Origin of the sequence: Streptomyces sp. NBC_01471 (genome assembly GCF_041438865.1) — a bacterium.
In the GTDB taxonomy this organism is placed as follows: Bacteria; Actinomycetota; Actinomycetes; order Streptomycetales; family Streptomycetaceae; genus Streptomyces.
The window spans coordinates 1,931,736-1,948,033 of sequence record NZ_CP109450.1 but is presented as its reverse complement, the minus strand read 5'-3'; the positions used below and the strand labels follow the sequence as shown (position 1 = coordinate 1,948,033).

The following is a 16,298-nucleotide window of genomic DNA, read 5'->3' as shown; positions in this document are numbered from 1 at the left end:
GCCTTGAGGACAGGGGGCCTTCCGCACCGGACGGCCCCCTGTCCACCGTGGCCAACCACGTACGGGTGATCCTTCCGCACTGGCGGAATAAGTGGGCCGCAACGCCACTACACTGCTCAGAACATACGCGTCAGGCCCACAGCGTCGTGCGTCTTCCACGCGCCCCAGCCCCTCCGCCTGCGGCCGTCGGGACGGCCGTCCGCAACGGACTTGTGAGGTCTAACGTGAGCTCGAAACCTGTCGTACTCATCGCTGAAGAGCTGTCGCCCGCCACAGTGGACGCGCTGGGCCCGGACTTCGAGGTCCGGCACTGCAACGGAGCCGACCGCGCGGAGCTGCTGCCCGCCATCGCCGACGTGGACGCGATCCTGGTCCGCTCGGCCACCAAGGTCGATGCCGAGGCCGTCGCCGCCGCCAAGAAGCTGAAGATCGTCGCCCGTGCCGGTGTCGGGCTGGACAACGTGGACGTCTCCGCCGCCACCAAGGCCGGCGTCATGGTCGTGAACGCACCGACCTCCAACATCGTCACCGCCGCCGAGCTCGCCTGCGGTCTGCTGGTCGCCACCGCGCGCAACATCCCGCAGGCCAACAGCGCGCTCAAGAACGGCGAGTGGAAGCGCTCGAAGTACACCGGCGTCGAGCTGAGCGAGAAGACCCTCGGTGTCGTCGGCCTCGGCCGGATCGGTGTCCTGGTCGCGCAGCGCATGTCGGCCTTCGGCATGAAGATCGTGGCCTTCGACCCCTACGTACAGCCCGCGCGCGCCGCCCAGATGGGCGTCAAGCTGCTCTCGCTCGACGAGCTGCTCGAAGTGGCGGACTTCATCACCGTCCACCTCCCCAAGACCCCCGAGACGATCGGCCTGATCGGCGACGAGGCGCTGCACAAGGTGCAGCCGCACGTCCGGATCGTCAACGCCGCGCGCGGCGGGATCGTGGACGAGGAGGCGCTCGCCTCCGCCCTCAAGGAGGGCCGCGTCGCCGGTGCCGGTCTCGACGTGTACGCGAAGGAGCCCTGCACGGACTCCCCGCTCTTCCAGTTCGACCAGGTCGTCTGCACCCCGCACCTCGGCGCCTCCACGGACGAGGCACAGGAGAAGGCGGGTGTGGCGGTCGCCAAGTCCGTCCGCCTCGCGCTCGCCGGTGAGCTCGTCCCCGACGCGGTCAACGTCCAGGGCGGCGTGATCGCCGAGGACGTGCGCCCGGGGCTGCCGCTCGCGGAGAAGCTCGGCCGGATCTTCACCGCGCTGGCGGGCGAGGTCGCGGCCCGGCTGGACGTCGAGGTGTACGGCGAGATCACCCAGCACGACGTCAAGGTGCTCGAACTCTCCGCGCTCAAGGGCGTGTTCGAGGACGTCGTGGACGAGACCGTGAGCTACGTCAACGCCCCGCTCTTCGCGCAGGAGCGCGGCGTCGAGGTCCGTCTGACGACCAGCTCCGAGTCGCCCGACCACCGCAACGTCGTCACCGTCCGCGGAACTCTCGCGGGCGGCGAGGAGGTCTCGGTCTCCGGCACGCTGGCCGGACCGAAGAACCTCCAGAAGATCGTCTCCGTCGGGGAGTACGACGTGGACGTGGCGCTCTCCGACCACATGGTCGTGCTGCGCTACGCCGACCGTCCCGGTGTGGTCGGCGCCGTCGGCAAGATCCTCGGCGAGGCCGGGCTGAACATCGCCGGCATGCAGGTCTCGCGGGCGGCCGTGGGCGGCGAGGCGCTGGTCGTCCTGACCGTCGACGACACCGTGCCGCCGGCCGTGCTGGCCGAGATCTCCGATGAGATCGGCGCCGCCTCGGCCCGTTCGGTTGACCTGACCGACTGATTTCCGCACGTCACCGCCGTACCCGGCCCGTATACACACGTCTTACACAGGCGTCTGCGTGCCGGGTACGCTGCTGTCATGGGACATCGTGAGGATCTGCTCGAAGGCGCCAAGAGCTGCCTGCTGGAGAAGGGGTACGCGCGGACGACCGCCCGCGACATCGTCGCCGCCTCCGGTACGAATCTGGCCTCCATCGGCTACCACTACGGTTCCAAGGAGGCGCTGCTCAACCTGGCCTTCCTCAAGGTGACCGAGGAGTGGGGCGACACCGTCGGCGAGGACTCCGGGGTGGATCCCACGGCCATCGCCGATCCGTACGAGCGTTTCGAAGCGGTGTGGGGGAAGGTCATCGGCTCCTACGAGGCCAGCCGGGCGCTGTGGAAGCTCCAGCTCGAAGTCGTCTCGCGCATCGAGGACGAGCCCGAGCTGCGCAAGGCGATCGCCGGGCCACAGCAGGAGGGCCGTGCCGGACTCGCCGAGAACTTCCAGGGCATCGACGGGAAGACCGACCCGGAGAAGGCCCGCACGGCCGGACTCGTCTACCAGGCGCTGCTCGCCGGGGTGATGGTCCAGTGGCTGGTGGACCCGGAGTCGGCGCCCTCCGCACGGGACCTCACGGACGGACTCAGGGCGATCCTCGAAGACGACCGGCCCGTCTGACGGTGCTGCGGGCGCGGGCTGCTCCCACCCGTTCGGCGGGCGGGGCTCGGACGGCGTGCGTCGGCCGGCCTGCATCGGGTGGCGGGGGCCTGGTCTCGCGGGCCGGGCCCCCGGCCACCCTTCGGCCACTCCCGAGGCGTCAGCCGGCGGTGGGGGCCCCGGCCACGCGGCGCTCGCCGCCGTTCAGCTCCTGCCAGAACCGGTACACGTCGACGGCGCCGTCATGCGCCTCGTGGCGCATGGGCAGCCGGCGCTCCGTGTAGTCCTTGGCGAACTCGCCGTAGAAGCTGTCGAGTTCGAAGTACTTGCGGTCGTCCACGTAGTGGGGCTCGTACGCGTCGCGGGTGGTGAGGAAGACGACCTCGTCCGGTGAGCAGTAGTACAGCGCCCCCAGGCACATCGGGCAGGGGTGGGCCAGGACGTAGATGGTGGTGCCGGCCAGGTGCTCGGTGCCCAGCTTCACGCACGCCTCGCGGATGGCGAGAACCTCGGCGTGCGCCGTCGGGTCGTTGGTCTGGGCGACCTTGTTCGGGCTCTCGGCCAGGATTTCACCGTCCTTGACGATGACGGTCGCGAACGGCCGCCCGCCCTCGGCGACGTTCTGCCGGGCGAGGTCGATGGTGCGCTGTGCGAAGTCCATGGGGATTCCTCCAGGGAGTGGGGAGTGGGGGGGGCGGAGTGTGGCTGCGGGGCTGACGGGTCAGAAGGGCTTGGTGGGCAGGTACTTGCCGTCCAGGGTGATGACGGCGCGCTCGCCGCCCTCCGGGTCGGCGACCTTCTGCACGTCGAGCCTGAAGTTGATCGCGCTGATGATGCCGTCGCCGAACTGCTCGTGGACCAGGGCCTTGAGCGTGGTGCCGTAGACCTGGAGCATCTCGTAGAAGCGGTAGATCGTCGGGTCCGTCGGGACGGCGCCGGGGATCGAGCCCCGGGTCGGGATGGTCTGCAGCAGCATCACCGCGTCGTCGTCCAGGCCCAGCAGCTCCGCGACGGCCTTCGCGGCGTCCTCCGGCAGGGCGTGCTGGCCGAGAACGGCGGCGGTGGTGAAAGCGGCCGACAGTCCGGCGGCGTCGGCGATCTGCTGCCAGGACAGGTCCTTGCGGGTCTTGGCCTCGACGGCCACCAGAGCCAGGGCCTGACGGGCGGCGGGGTCCAGCTGTGCGTGCACCATGGTGGGTTTCCTCTCGGTGTGCTGCGTCCCGCGGACGGGAGCGCAGCGGATTCTCGGGTGGGCGGTGATCCCGGGCGCGTCGCTGACGCGGGGATGTGTACGGGGATCGGAGGGCACGGCTCAGGCCGCGAGGGCGTTGCCGCGGCCGGTCGCGGGATCGAGCTCTTCTACGCCGCCCGTGGCGATGTCGTAGACCCAGCCGTGCAGGGTGACCGTCCCGGCGGCGAGGCCGCGGGCCACCGAGGGGTGGGTGGCCAGGTTCGCCAGCTGCGTGAACACGTTCGTACGTATCAGCGCGTCCACGGGGTCCGTCCCCCCGGTCGACGGGGTGGCGGCGCGGGCCCGGGCGGTGTCCGCGTGCCGCAGCCAGTCGGCGACCGCGGGGGTGCCGGTCAGATCGTGTCCCTCGGCCAGGGCTGTCATCGCGCCGCAGGCGGAGTGCCCGCACACCACGATGCCGGACACGCCCAGCACCGCGACGGCGTACTCGATGCTCGCCGCGATCCCGTCGGCACGGACGGGGGTGTGGGCGGGAACGAGATTCCCGGCGGTGCGGATCACGAACAGCTCACCCGGTTCGCTGGCGCAGATCAGCTCCGGCACGACACGGGCGTCGGAACAGCCGATGAACAGCGTCGCCGGCCGGTGGTGGCCTGCGAGGTGGGCGAAGAGCTCCGCCCTGGGGGGAAAGATGTCCCGCTTGAAGCGCCGGACTCCCTCGGTGAGGTCGTGCATGGTCACTCCCTTCGATGGATGCCGAGCCCGTGGGCCTGACCAGATCCACCATGCACGACCTGGAGGTATAGCGTCCAAGACGTAATATCCATAAGTCCTATTGGTGGCATCTATAGTCGGTGGTATGGCCCTGGAACTGCGTCACCTGCGCTATCTGCTCGCCGTGGCCGAGCACGGCAGCTTCACCCGCGCCGCCGAAGAGCTGCGGATCTCCCAGCCCACCCTGTCCCAGCAGATCAAGCAGCTGGAGCGCGGTGTGGGGGTGCAGCTGCTGGACCGCACCGGCCGCGCCGTACGCCTCACCGACGCGGGCGAGGCGTACGAGCACTACGCCCGCCGCGCGCTGCGTGACCTGGCCGCAGCCGGACGTGCGGTCGCCGACGTCCAGGACCTCTCCCGGGGGAGCCTGCGCCTGGCGGTGACCCCGACCTTCACCGCCTACCTGGTCGGGCCGCTGATCGCCGAGCTGCACACCCGCCACCCCGGTATCGCTCTGGACGTAAGGGAGATGACGCAGGACCACATCGAGTCGGCGCTGCTCGCCGACGACCTCGACCTCGGTATCGCCTTCGACGGCCCCCACCTGCCCGGTATCGCCGCGACAGCCCTGTTCACCGAAACCCTCAGCCTGGTCGTCGGCGCGGGCCGGCCCCATGACGCGGGCCGCGCACGGCCGTTGTCCGTCGGAGCGCTCGCCGAGCGTCATCTCGCCCTGCTCAGCGGTGACTTCGCCACCCGCGTGCACATCGACGCCTACTTCACCCAGGAGCGGGTCAGTCCCCGCATCGTGGTGGAGGCCAACTCCATCCAGGCACTCACCGAGATCGTCCGGCGTACCCCGCTGGCCACCGTCCTGCCCGATGCCATCACCGACGACCACCCGCACCTGCGTCCCATCCCCCTCGAACCACCCCTTCCCCAGCGGACCGTCGCCCTCCTCCGGCGGGAGAGCGCTTACCGGAGCGCGGCGTCCCGTGCCTTCACCGACGTCGTCCAGCAGGTCCTCCACACCCGCGGCTACACGCCGGCCTGATGGGGGCCCGACCGGAGCCGACGGCCCGGTGCGTTGGCCCGGACCGCTCGGCTGACGCTGCGTCAGCAGCCTTGGCCCACCTCGTGGTTCAGGCTCGCGGTCCCGGCCCGTGTGCGTACCGGGCGCCGTTCATGCCTCGGTGGATGCACCCGTCGCCGCCGCGATCAGGGCGGCCGCCGCCGCGCGGGAGGCCGAGGCCACCGCGGAGTCGTGGTCCATCAGGGCGGAGATGCCGGCGCCGTCGTAGAGGAGTTGGAGCTGGTGGCCCAGGGCGTCGGGGTCGGCGGCGCCGGCCTCGGTGGCGAGGCGGGTGAAGAGTTCGCGCATCCAGCCGCGGAAGGCGTCCGCCGCTTCCTCGACCAGCCCGCCGGGGCTGGCCTCGGCGCCGGCGCGGATGAAGGCGCAGCCGTGGAAGTCGGGCCGGTCGAACTGCCGCCCCTGGGACTCGAAGACCGCCAGCATCTGCTCGCGGGGCGTCTCGCGCTCCGCGACGGCCCGGGTGATCCGGTCGACGGTGCCCGTGTGCCGTGTGTCGAGGTACGCCCGGACGAGCTGCTCCTTGCCGCCGAAGGTGTTGTACAGCGACGCCTTGGCCACGCCCGCGTGCTCGATGACCCGGTCGATCCCGACGCTCTGCACGCCTTCTGCGTAGAACAGCTCGTTCGCGGCGGCGAGCAGACGCTCACGCGCCGACGGCTTCGCGGTGCTCCGGACGCTCGCCATGACGGTCACTCCTTCAGACAGATCTGTACATTATGCCCCGGCCGCGTCCCAACCGAGTCCCGGCCGGAGGCACGCCTCAGGCGTTGCCGCCGGCCCGCTCGCCCGGCAGGACCGCCGTCTTGTCCCGGCCGCCGCGCGCCAGCCCGAGCAGCGCGAAAGCGGCGAGAACGATCACCGCGATGCCGTACTCCTGCGCGGTTGCGGTCAGTCCGCCCGCGTGGACGACGAGGAACCCGGCGATCACGGCGGGCACCCCCATGCCCAGGTAGGAGACGACGAAGAGCAGTGACAGCACCCCGGAACTCTCGTGCGGCCGGGCCAGCGGCATCACCGTACGGATGCCTCCCTGGAACCCGCTGCCGAAGCCGACGCCCGCGATGGCGGTGCCGCCGAAGAAGCCGGTGGGGGAGGAGCCGCGGATCGAGACGAGGGTGAGGGCCACCCCGGCGATCAGCGCGAGGATGCCGGTGAGCATCACCGTCCGGGTCGCCGCCTTCCGCAGGACCAGCACCGAGACGGCGGCCACCCCGGCGAGCACGAACAGGCTGAGTCCGCCGAGTACTTCGGACCTGGAACCCGTCAACTGCCGTGCGAGCGAAGGACCGAGCGACCCGTACAGCCCGGCCAGCGCCCAGACGGCGAACAGCACCGGCGCGGCCACCAGCATCGGGCGGCGGACGGCGCGCGGCAGCTTGATCTCCGGCGCCAGGCTGGCCAGCGCCCCCGGCTTTCGGGTCACCGTCTCCGCCATCAGCGCGACGCCGACGGCCTGGAGGGCGAAGACCGCCAGCAGCCCGAGATAGACCAGATGCGTGGGGGCGGGCAGGAACTGGACGACGAGGCCGGAGACCAGTGCACCGGTCGCCGTGCCGATGCCCGGGACGACCGCGTTGGTGATCGTGCCGCGTGGCCGGTCGATGTCCATCATCCCCGCCCCGATCGCGCCGAGCGCGGCGCCGGTCGACAGTCCCTGGACGATCCGGGCGACCATCAGCCCCGACACGCCCTCGGAGGTGGCGAACACGACCATCGAGGCGCCTTGCGCCGCCAGCGCGGCCAGCAGCACCGGCCGCCTGCCGACGTGGTCGGAGAGCTTGCCCATGGTGAGCAGCCCGAGCAGCACGGCCACCGCGTAGACGCCGAAGACCACGGTGGTGGTGATCGGGTCGAAGCCCCATTCGGCCTGGTAGACCGCGTAGAGCGGGGTCGGCGCGCTGGAGGCCGCCAGGAACGAGACGGTGATCGAGGCGAGTACGTACAGCGCCACGTTCGGCGGGAGCCGCCGGCCCCGCGCTGATATGGCTGTGGACCCGGCAGCGGAGTCGGATCCGGAAGGGGGTCCGGCGTCGGCGGGCGCCGCATCCGGGGTGCGCGCCGGTGTGGACGCCGGGACGACCGAGTGATTCGTCATGACCATTCCCGTCCGAAGTGTGAGTAGACCTGTCTGTCTAGTTGCCGATTAGGTTAGACAGACAGGTCTACTCAGGTCAAGTGGGAGAGGCGAGCGTCGCCCGGGGCGCGCTCACGAGCTCGCGGGTTCACGGCGGGCTTCGGCCCTGTGAGGCCGGGCCCACCGACCCGAAGCCGCCCGGGCGAGCCGCTTCACCTCCATCCGGGCGGCCGGCGCGTCCTCCCGCTGACCGCCGCGATCTGCCGCAACGACCACACGGAGCAGCCCGCCCCGCGCTCACCAACCGCCTGTGACCACCGGCCCCTTGGAATCGATCGCCCGGGCAGGGCCTAGAGCCGCGCACCCTTCAGCGCCATGTGCAGCAGGAGCCTGTCCTCGCCCTCGTCCAGATCGAGGCCGGTCAGCTGCTCGATGCGGGAGAGGCGGTAGTACAGGGTCTGGCGGTGGATGCCGAGCGCCGACGCGGTACGGCCGGCCTGGCCCGCGCAATCGAGGAACACCTCGGCGGTGTGGGCCAGTTCGGCATGGGCCGGCGCCGTGAGGTCCCGTACCGCCCGGTCGCGTGCGAGACCCCGGGGGAGCGCGGTCAGCAGGCGGTACGGGCCGATCGAGGTCCACTCGGCGACCGGGCCGAACCGTGGCTCGGCCGCCGCGGCACGGGCGGCCGCCGCGCACTCCCGCCAGGACACCGACAGCTCGGTCAGACCGTGCCTGGCCGGTGCCACGCCCGCGGTGACTCCGGGCCCGGCCAGCTCCGCGAGGCGCGACGCGGCACTCAGCGCCGGGTCCAGGGTGCTCGTGCTGCGGACCCTGATCAGCGCGGCCAGGGCGTACGGAGCGCTCCCGGCGGCCGGGCCGCCGCTGTCGGCCGAGCCGTCGCCCGCACCGGGGGCGGACCCTGATCCCGGACCGACCGCGCCGGATCCCGGACCGCCCGGGCCGGCGTCCTCGCCGGTGACCGGCAGGGTGCACAGCGCCGCGGCGGCCGGGACGGGGCGGACCGGCCGGTCCTCGTCCGGCCACGGCGCCACACACACCATGGCGTGCAGCCCGTCCGCGCTGGGACCCATCGCCGTACGCAGCGCGGCCACCGCCATGTCGCGCGGCCAGCCACGTTCGGCGGTGAGCACCGCCCGGAATTCACGCGAGAGCCCGGCACCGGCCTGGGCCTCCTCGAACAGCAGGTCGCCGATGCGCGCGGTCACCTCCATGGCCGCGGCCAGCCTGCGGTCCGAGGGGCCGGGATCGGTGTCCAGGAGCCAGACGTATCCGTACACGGTGCCCCGGTGGCGTACCGGCAGACAGATCCGGCCACGGAAGACCCCGGCCTCCGGGGCGGCGGGAATGCGCACCGGGCCGGTGGCGCGGGTGATGCCGAAGTCCTCGAACCAGGAGCGGACGGCCGGGGTGGACCGCCGGGTGAGGATCGAGCGGGTCCGGACCGGGTCCATCTCGCTGTCGTCCTCGCTGTTGTGCGCCCCGAAGGCGATCAGCCCGAAATCCCGGTTCTCCAGGGTCGCGGGGGCGCCGAGCAGCGCCGAGATCTCGTCGGCCAGTTCCTGGTAGTCGCCCTTCACCCTGGCATTCTCCCACCCCTTCAGACATATGTCTGAGATCCAGGGCACGGATGCGTGACAGCTGTCGATGGCAGAACACCGCAGCGGTCCTTAAATTTCGAAGTGGTTCCCGTGCTGTACCGGTCCGACTCGGTCGTGCCGCTACGGTCCTCGTTCGTACTTTTCGGTTGGAGGTGCCCCGTGCTGGCTCCCGTGATCCTCGCTGCGGCTCGAAGTGACAAGATGCGCCGATTCATTTCGGCCGCCCCGGGCACCAAGCAGGTCGTCGCCCGGTTCATCGCCGGTGAGACGGTCGAGCAGGTCGTCCCGATCATCGAGGACGCCGCCGACAAGGGCCTGGAGGTCACCCTCGACGTCGTGGGTGAGGACATCACCACCCCCGCGCAGGCCACCGCCGCCCGCGACGCCTACCTGCAGCTGGTCGACCGCCTCAAGGACCTCGGTCTGGGCGAGAAGGCCGAGATGTCGGTCAAGCTGTCGATGTTCGGCCAGGGCCTGGAGGGCGGCCACGAGCTGGCGCTCGCCAACGTCCGCCGGGTCGTCGAGGCCGCCGCCGCCATCGGCACCACGGTTACGCTGGATGCCGAGGACCACACCACGCTCGACTCGATGTTCGCCATCCACGAGGAGCTGCGGAAGGACTTCCCGCAGACCGGTTGTGTCATCCAGGCCTACCTCTTCCGCACCGAGGACGACGCCCGCCGTCTCGCCGCGGCCGGCAGCCGGGTCCGTATCGTGAAGGGCGCCTACAAGGAGCCCGCCTCCGTCGCGTACCAGGTCAAGGCCGAGATCGACAAGGCATACGTCCGTATCCTGAAGATCCTCATGGACGGCGACGGCTACCCGATGATCGGGTCCCACGACCCGCGACTGATCGCCATCGGCCAGGACCTGGCCCGCAGGGCCGGGCGCAAACTGGACGAGTACGAGTTCCAGATGCTGTACGGCATCCGCAGCGACGAGCACATCCGGCTCGCGGCCGAGGGCCACCGGATGCGCGTCTACACGGCGTACGGCACCGACTGGTACGGCTATTTCATGCGGCGCCTCGCGGAGAAGCCGGCCAACCTGCTGTTCTTCGGCCGTTCCGTGCTCACCAAGGGCTGACCTGCCCGGCTGACCATCCCCCATCGACACAAGGAGACAAGGCACTCATGGACGCTGTGACCCAGGTCCCCGCGCCGGTCAACGAGCCGGTCCACTCCTACGCCCCGGGCACCCCGGAGCGCGCGCGCCTCGAAGCCAAGCTCAAGGAGCTGGCCGAGAACCCGATCGACCTCACCATGACCATCGACGGTGAGAAGCGGCTGGGCGGCGGCGAGACGTTCACCGTCGTCCAGCCGCACCACCACCAGTCCGTCATCGGCACCGGTGCGCACGCCACGCAGGCCGACGCCCAGGACGCGATCGACGCCGCGCTGGCCGCCGCCCCCGCCTGGCGCGCGATGTCCTTCGACGACCGCGCCGCGATCATCCTGCGCGCCGCCGAGCTGCTCTCCGGCCCGTGGCGCGAGACGATGGCCGCCTCGACCATGCTCGGCCAGGGCAAGACGGCCCAGCAGGCCGAGATCGACACCCCCTGCGAGCTGGTCGACTTCTGGCGCTTCAACGTCAAGTACGCCCGTGACCTGCTGGCCGAGCAGCCCCCGGCCAACTCGGCGGGTGTCTGGAACCGGCTCGACCACCGGCCGCTCGAAGGCTTCGTCTACGCGATCACGCCGTTCAACTTCACGGCCATCGCGGGCAACCTGCCGACCGCCCCGGCCCTGATGGGCAACGTGGTCGTCTGGAAGCCGTCCCCGACGCAGACCCACGCGGCCGTCCTGCTGATGGAGCTCCTCGCGGAGGCCGGTCTCCCCAAGGGCGTCATCAACCTGGTGACGGGCGACGGCATCGCGGTCTCCGAGGTCGCGCTGAACCACCGCGACCTCGCGGGCATCCACTTCACCGGTTCCACCCCCACCTTCCAGTACCTGTGGAAGACGGTCGGCGAGAACATCACCAAGTACCGCACGTACCCGCGCCTGGTGGGCGAGACCGGCGGCAAGGACTTCGTGGTCGCGCACCCGAGCGCCGACCGCGCCGTGCTGAAGACCTCGCTGACCCGCGGCTCGTTCGAGTACCAGGGCCAGAAGTGTTCGGCCTCCTCGCGTGCGTACGTCCCCGCGTCGATCTGGAACAGCGGCTTCCGCGAGGAGTTCGCGGCCGAGGTCGACGGGATCACCATGGGTGACGTCACGGACCTGTCGAACTTCATGGGCGCCGTCATCGACGACCGCGCGTTCGCGAAGAACAAGGCCGCGATCGACCGCGCCAAGGCCGACCCGACCTGCACGGTCGTCGCGGGCGGTACCTACGACGACTCCGTCGGCTACTTCGTGCGGCCCACGGTCATCGAGTGCACCGACCCGGCCAACGAGGTCTTCACGACCGAGTACTTCGGCCCGATCCTCGCCGTGCACGTCTACGACGACAGCAAGGACGGCTCGTACGACGCGATGCTGGACCAGATGGAGTCGGCCTCCGACTACGCGCTGACCGGCTCGGTCATCGCGTCGGACCGCGCGGCGGCCGCGCACACGATGGAGAAGCTGCGTTACGCGGCGGGCAACTTCTACATCAACGACAAGTCGACCGGCGCCGTGGTCGGCCAGCAGCCCTTCGGCGGCGGCCGCGCCTCGGGCACCTGTGACAAGGCCGGCGCCCCGCAGAACCTCCAGCGGTGGACCCTGACCCGGGCCATCAAGGAGACCCTGGTCCCGCCGACCGAGTACACCTACCCCCACCAGGGCTGATCCCCGGCCCACCCGAGACACCGCCCCCTCCCGGTCCCCCGCCGCGAGGGGGCGGTTCCATGCCGTGGCGCCGGTCGTATCCGGTGCACGGCGGGCTGCTGTCGCCCGTGCTCCCCGGCGGTACGGACGGGTCCGTCGGGGCGCGTGGTACGGGCAGCGGGGAGACACGAGCGGCCCCGGCCGCCCCGGTCCGGAAGCCCGGCAGCCCTCAACAGGGGGCGTACGGTGAACCGTTCGGGGCGCGCGTGGCGTCCTTCGCACCGGGCACGCGCCCGCCGCATCCGGGCGCCCGGCCCGCCCGCCGGCCCCTCGGCCGGCGGACAGCAGCCAGGGGGAGAACGCCGTGGATCCCGCAACACTCGCCACTCGACTTGCCTCAAGTGTCGTCGTACCACTGGTGAAGAAGCTGTTCGTCCAGGAGGGGCCCGGCGCGGGGGTGGTCGACCGCCCCGTACGGATATCCGCCCTCGTCTCGTTCCGGGGCGAGAAGCGGACGCTCGGCGAACGGGACCTCGCCGGACTCGCGGAGACCCTGGTCGGACGGGCGCTGCGGTCCGCCCCGCCGGGCGAGCGGCCCATCGGCACGGACGAGGAGCGGGCCGTCGCCGACGCGGTCTCCCGGACCCTGGGTGCGCTGGGCGCGATCGACATCGACGACCTCCAGGCGGTGCGGCTGGGCACCAGGGAGTTCGCCGGGCTGCTCGCCGCCGCCGAACCGGGAGCGGACCGCCAGCTGTCGGCCGACGGTGCGCGGTTCCACGCGGCGCTGGTGGAGACCGCCTGCCTGCACATTCTGCACTTCTTCACCCAGCGCTCGACATTCGTCGCGTCGACCCTCGTGGAGCAGACCCGTCAACTGGCCCTGCTGAGTGAGCAGATGGCTGCGCTCGCCCGGCGCTTTCCCGACCGGTCCGCCGAGGACGCCGCGTTCGAGGAGCGCTACGCGCGGGACATCGTCGCAGGCCACAACCACCTCACCATCTTCGGCATCGAGCTGGCCCACTCGCCGGACAGCTGGCCGCTGGACACCGCCTACCTCAGCCTGGAGGCGGAGTTCGGCGTCACCGGGGCCGCCCCGCCGCAGCCCGCGCTCCCCGCCGAGCAGGCCCTGTCCGGACGGGACCGGGTGCTGCTGCGCGGGGTGGCCGGCTCCGGCAAGACGACGCTCGTGCAGTGGCTGGCAGTGGCCATCGCGCGCGACGCCCTGCCCGCGAAGCTGGCCGGGCTGCGCGGCCGGGTGCCCTTCGTCCTGCCCGTACGGCGTTTCGGTGAGGGCGGACTGCCGGTCCCCGACGACTTCCTCTCCGCGGCCCGCTACCCCCGTGCGGGCTCCCAGCCGGCCGGCTGGGCCGACCGCGTCATGTCCGACGGACGGGCGCTGCTCCTGGTCGACGGCATAGACGAGTCCTCCGATGCGGACCGCGAGCAGCTCCGTCACGCACTGCGCGGGCTGCTCGCCCTCTACCCGGGCAACGTCTGGCTGCTGACCTCGCGGCCCTCCGCCGTACGGGAGAACTGGCTGGCATCCGAGGGCTTCACCGAGCTGATGCTCTCGCCGCTCAGCCGCGAGGGCGTCGCCGCGTTCATCCAGCGCTGGCACCGGGCGGCGCGGGAGGGGGCCACCGATCTCGACCGGCTCGAACACTATGAGCAGACGCTCCTGGGAGCGGTCCGCCTCAACCGCGACCTGGGCCGGCTCGCCACCAACCCGCTCATGTGCGGGCTGATCTGCGCCCTGCACCGGGACCGCCGCGGCTATCTGCCGCGCGGCCGCAAGGCGCTGTACGACGCGGCCCTGTCGATGCTGCTCGAACGGCGCGACCGCGAACGCGACATGCACCCCACCGACGGCATCGACCTCACCCAGGAACCCAAGGTCCAGCTGCTCCAGAAGCTGGCCCACTGGATGCTCGTCAACGGCCGCTCGGAGATGGACCGTTCCGTCGCGGTGGACACCCTCGCCCAGCACCTGCCGTCCATCCCGCACGCCGCTGAACAGGGCGGGCCGGAGGAGATCTACCGCCATCTGCTCAACCGGACCGGTCTGCTGCGCGAACCCACGCCCGGCTCGGTGGACTTCGTGCACCGGACCTTCCAGGACTACCTGAGCGCCCGCGCCGCCGTGGAACGCCACGACTTCGACTTCCTGATCAACCACGCCCACCAGGACGACTGGGAGGAGGTCGTCCGGATGGCGGTGGCCCTGGCCAGGCCCGACGAGTGCGCGTACCTGCTGGACGGGCTGGTAGCCGCCCGCAAGGGCGCGCGGCCGGTGGAGTCCCGGCACCGCAAACTGCTCGCCGCGGCCAGCCTCGAACACGCCACGGAACTCGACCCCGCCGTACGGGCCAGGGTCCACCGCTACACCCGGGACCTGGCCAGGCCGACCACGCTGGAAGGGGCCCGCGCGCTCGGCTGGATCGGGCCGATCGTCCTGGAGATGCTGCCGGACCCGGCGACGGTCTCCGACGACGAGGCGCACCGCCTCGCGGTCACCGCCACATCGGTGGCCGACGACCGGGCGATCGGGTACCTGGTCCGGATGCGGGACCGCTCGTCCTGGGCCGTGCGCTCGCAGCTCGCCGGTGCCTGGCGGCGCTACGACACCGACACCTACGCGGACGAGATCATCGCCCATCTCGACGAGGACGGCCTCGACTTCCCCGTGTCGGACATGTCGGAGCTGCACGCGCTGCGCCGGCTCGGCGGCCGGCCGCGGGTGCTGATCTCCGGCCTGTTCACACCGGACCAGCTGCTCGACGGAATCGTCGCCGAGCGGCTGACCAGGCTGTGGCTCGCGTACGACCTGGGGGTGGACCTGGACTGGCTGGGCGCCTTCCCGCACCTCACCACGCTCCAGGTGAGCAGCGGGGTGGTGCGGACTCTCGACGGGGTGCCCGACGGCATCGAGATCGTCCCGGTCTGAGGGCGGACGCCGAGGGCCGGGGGAGGGGAGCGTGAGAGCGGTACGCGGGTGGCGGAGATGTGCCGTAATGGTGATGGTCCGGTGGTCGCGTGCAACTTCCTGCGCCATTCGAGGGTCAAAGTGCTGATACGCGTTCATGAACCCATACAGGAGAGTCACTTTGCGTCACCGCATCAGCTCCGTGTCCGCCGTCGCGGCCGCCCTGCTTGCCGTAGCCCTCGCACCGGCCGTCCAGGCGCACGCCGATGACGCGGCCGCGCCGGCTCTCGTGGTGTCCGAACTGTCCAGTGATCCGTGGACGCCGGGCGAGGTCCGGACCGACTCGCTGACCTTCACCAACCAGGGCGACGCACCCGCCGACGGCGTCACGGTGCGGCTGCGGATCACGCGTGGCCTGGCCTTCCCCGGCCACGCCGCGGGCTGTACGTACTCCACCGACAGCGACCAGGTCGCCGTGGCGCTCTGCCACTTCGACAAGGTCCTCGCACCCGGCCAGCACTTCACCACGCCCATCGACTTCAAGGTGCTGTCGAAGGCGCTGATGGAGAACGTGGAGTACGGCACGGGCACCACGGGCGGCGACCCGGAGTCCGGGTCGACCGCACTCAGCTACCGCTCGCTGGCCGTCACCGCCGACAGCACCGCCGACCTGGCCGCGGTCGGCGACACCGCGAAGGGCAAGCCGGGGGACAAGGTCACGGTCACCGCCGGCCTGCGCAACGACGGCCCCGGCTGGATCGACAACAACACGAGCGACGACCAGCCCGCGGTGATGGTCGACATCCCCAAGGGCACGACGGCCGTGCAGGTCCCGAAGGACTGCCAGCCCTTCGCGATCGACGGCCCGAGCGGACCGTCCGCGCCCGGCAAGCGGAAGTACGTCTGCACGCCGCCCGACCACACCTTCGAGGTGGGCTCGCTCCACGCGTACACGTTCGTGCTGAAGATCGAGAAGGGTGCGAAGGACACGTCGAGCGAGGTCAAGGCCACCTCGGTGTACGACATCCACCCGGTCTTCGACAAGAACCCCGCCAACGACAAGGCGAAGCTCGTCATCGACGTCACGGGCTCCGGTTCGGGCACGGGGTCGGGCTCCGGCTCGTCGGGCGGCGCCAGCGGGGGCGCCTCGACGGGTGGTTCGACGGCGGGTGGTTCGACCGCGGGCACGACCGGCGGTTCGGGCACCGGCTCCACCGGTACGCCGGGTGGCACCCACACCCAGTCGACCGGCGGCACCGGGACCACCGGCTCCGCGTCCGCCACGGGCGGCTCCACGACGGGCGGCTCCATGACGGGCGGCGACGCGACCGGCACCATGGCGTCGACCGGATCCGGCAACACCTCGCTGATCACGGGTGCGGGTGCTGCCGCGGTGGCGGCCGGCGGCGCCCTGGTGTTCGCCGCCCTGCGCCGCAGGAACGGTGCCAGGGCTCACTGACGCTCCGATGCC

At 71.3% G+C, this 16,298-nt stretch carries 13 protein-coding genes; 7 read left to right on the top strand and 6 right to left on the bottom strand.

Annotation, left to right across the window (positions count from 1 at the left end; all coding sequences use genetic code 11):
* Positions 1-224: 224 nt before the first annotated feature.
* Together serA and OG285_RS08555 are read left to right on the top strand one after the other, a co-directional pair.
* On the top strand, positions 225-1,817 hold the full coding sequence (gene serA, locus OG285_RS08560; protein ID WP_356826961.1) for a phosphoglycerate dehydrogenase: 1,593 nt from the start codon (positions 225-227) through the stop codon (positions 1,815-1,817).
* 78 nt (positions 1,818-1,895) lie between these two features.
* Positions 1,896-2,477: a TetR/AcrR family transcriptional regulator gene (locus tag OG285_RS08555; protein WP_371790647.1), complete on the top strand. Its 582-nt coding sequence runs from the start codon at positions 1,896-1,898 to the stop codon at positions 2,475-2,477.
* Between the two features lie 139 nt (positions 2,478-2,616).
* On the opposite strand, the gene OG285_RS08550 is transcribed toward OG285_RS08555, so the two are convergent.
* The 3 genes from OG285_RS08550 to OG285_RS08540 form a co-directional block, all read right to left on the bottom strand.
* Positions 2,617-3,117, bottom strand: coding sequence for a nucleoside deaminase (locus OG285_RS08550; RefSeq protein WP_356826959.1), 501 nt, complete (start codon positions 3,115-3,117; stop codon positions 2,617-2,619).
* 60 nt (positions 3,118-3,177) lie between these two features.
* Positions 3,178-3,648 (bottom strand): cyanase, encoded by a 471-nt coding sequence (gene cynS / locus OG285_RS08545; RefSeq protein ID WP_356826958.1) that lies wholly within the window; start codon positions 3,646-3,648, stop codon positions 3,178-3,180.
* A 120-nt stretch (positions 3,649-3,768) separates the two neighbouring features.
* Complete coding sequence (locus OG285_RS08540) at positions 3,769-4,383, bottom strand: carbonic anhydrase (RefSeq protein ID WP_371790646.1); 615 nt, start codon at positions 4,381-4,383, stop codon at positions 3,769-3,771.
* Positions 4,384-4,507: 124 nt separating this feature from the next.
* Between OG285_RS08540 and cynR the strand changes: the two genes are divergently transcribed.
* Positions 4,508-5,416: a transcriptional regulator CynR gene (gene cynR / locus OG285_RS08535; protein WP_371790645.1), complete on the top strand. Its 909-nt coding sequence runs from the start codon at positions 4,508-4,510 to the stop codon at positions 5,414-5,416.
* Between the two features lie 129 nt (positions 5,417-5,545).
* On the opposite strand, the gene OG285_RS08530 is transcribed toward cynR, so the two are convergent.
* The 3 genes from OG285_RS08530 to OG285_RS08520 form a co-directional block, all read right to left on the bottom strand.
* Complete coding sequence (locus OG285_RS08530; protein WP_356826955.1) at positions 5,546-6,139, bottom strand: TetR/AcrR family transcriptional regulator; 594 nt, start codon at positions 6,137-6,139, stop codon at positions 5,546-5,548.
* 76 nt (positions 6,140-6,215) lie between these two features.
* A complete protein-coding gene (locus tag OG285_RS08525; RefSeq protein ID WP_371790644.1) occupies positions 6,216-7,550 on the bottom strand; it encodes an MFS transporter in 1,335 nt (444 codons plus the stop codon).
* A gap of 329 nt (positions 7,551-7,879) precedes the next feature.
* The gene (locus OG285_RS08520; RefSeq protein WP_371790643.1) at positions 7,880-9,127 is read right to left on the bottom strand and encodes a PucR family transcriptional regulator; all 1,248 of its coding nucleotides are present in this window, start codon (positions 9,125-9,127) and stop codon (positions 7,880-7,882) included.
* Positions 9,128-9,307: 180 nt separating this feature from the next.
* On the opposite strand from OG285_RS08520, the gene OG285_RS08515 reads away from it, so the two are divergent.
* The 4 genes from OG285_RS08515 (at position 9,308) to OG285_RS08500 (ending at position 16,286) form a co-directional block, all read left to right on the top strand.
* Positions 9,308-10,234 (top strand): proline dehydrogenase family protein, encoded by a 927-nt coding sequence (locus OG285_RS08515; RefSeq protein WP_356826952.1) that lies wholly within the window; start codon positions 9,308-9,310, stop codon positions 10,232-10,234.
* 47 nt (positions 10,235-10,281) lie between these two features.
* Positions 10,282-11,922, top strand: coding sequence for an L-glutamate gamma-semialdehyde dehydrogenase (pruA, locus tag OG285_RS08510; protein ID WP_371790642.1), 1,641 nt, complete (start codon positions 10,282-10,284; stop codon positions 11,920-11,922).
* A 343-nt stretch (positions 11,923-12,265) separates the two neighbouring features.
* Positions 12,266-14,848, top strand: a complete 2,583-nt coding sequence (locus OG285_RS08505) for an NACHT domain-containing NTPase (RefSeq protein ID WP_371790641.1) — start codon at positions 12,266-12,268, stop codon at positions 14,846-14,848.
* Between the two features lie 160 nt (positions 14,849-15,008).
* The gene (locus OG285_RS08500; RefSeq protein WP_371790640.1) at positions 15,009-16,286 is read left to right on the top strand and encodes a hypothetical protein; all 1,278 of its coding nucleotides are present in this window, start codon (positions 15,009-15,011) and stop codon (positions 16,284-16,286) included.
* Positions 16,287-16,298: the final 12 nt, after the last annotated feature.

What these genes read in the sequence shown, in the direction of transcription:
- OG285_RS08555 (WP_371790647.1), top strand. Translation starts at nt 1,896, where the DNA reads ATGGGACATCGTGAGGATCTGCTCGAAGGCGCCAAGAGCTGCCTGCTG.
- OG285_RS08550 (WP_356826959.1), bottom strand. Translation starts at nt 3,117, where the DNA reads ATGGACTTCGCACAGCGCACCATCGACCTCGCCCGGCAGAACGTCGCC.
- cynS (WP_356826958.1), bottom strand. Translation starts at nt 3,648, where the DNA reads ATGGTGCACGCACAGCTGGACCCCGCCGCCCGTCAGGCCCTGGCTCTG.
- OG285_RS08540 (WP_371790646.1), bottom strand. Translation starts at nt 4,383, where the DNA reads ATGCACGACCTCACCGAGGGAGTCCGGCGCTTCAAGCGGGACATCTTT.
- cynR (WP_371790645.1), top strand. Translation starts at nt 4,508, where the DNA reads ATGGCCCTGGAACTGCGTCACCTGCGCTATCTGCTCGCCGTGGCCGAG.
- OG285_RS08530 (WP_356826955.1), bottom strand. Translation starts at nt 6,139, where the DNA reads ATGGCGAGCGTCCGGAGCACCGCGAAGCCGTCGGCGCGTGAGCGTCTG.
- OG285_RS08525 (WP_371790644.1), bottom strand. Translation starts at nt 7,550, where the DNA reads ATGACGAATCACTCGGTCGTCCCGGCGTCCACACCGGCGCGCACCCCG.
- pruA (WP_371790642.1), top strand. Translation starts at nt 10,282, where the DNA reads ATGGACGCTGTGACCCAGGTCCCCGCGCCGGTCAACGAGCCGGTCCAC.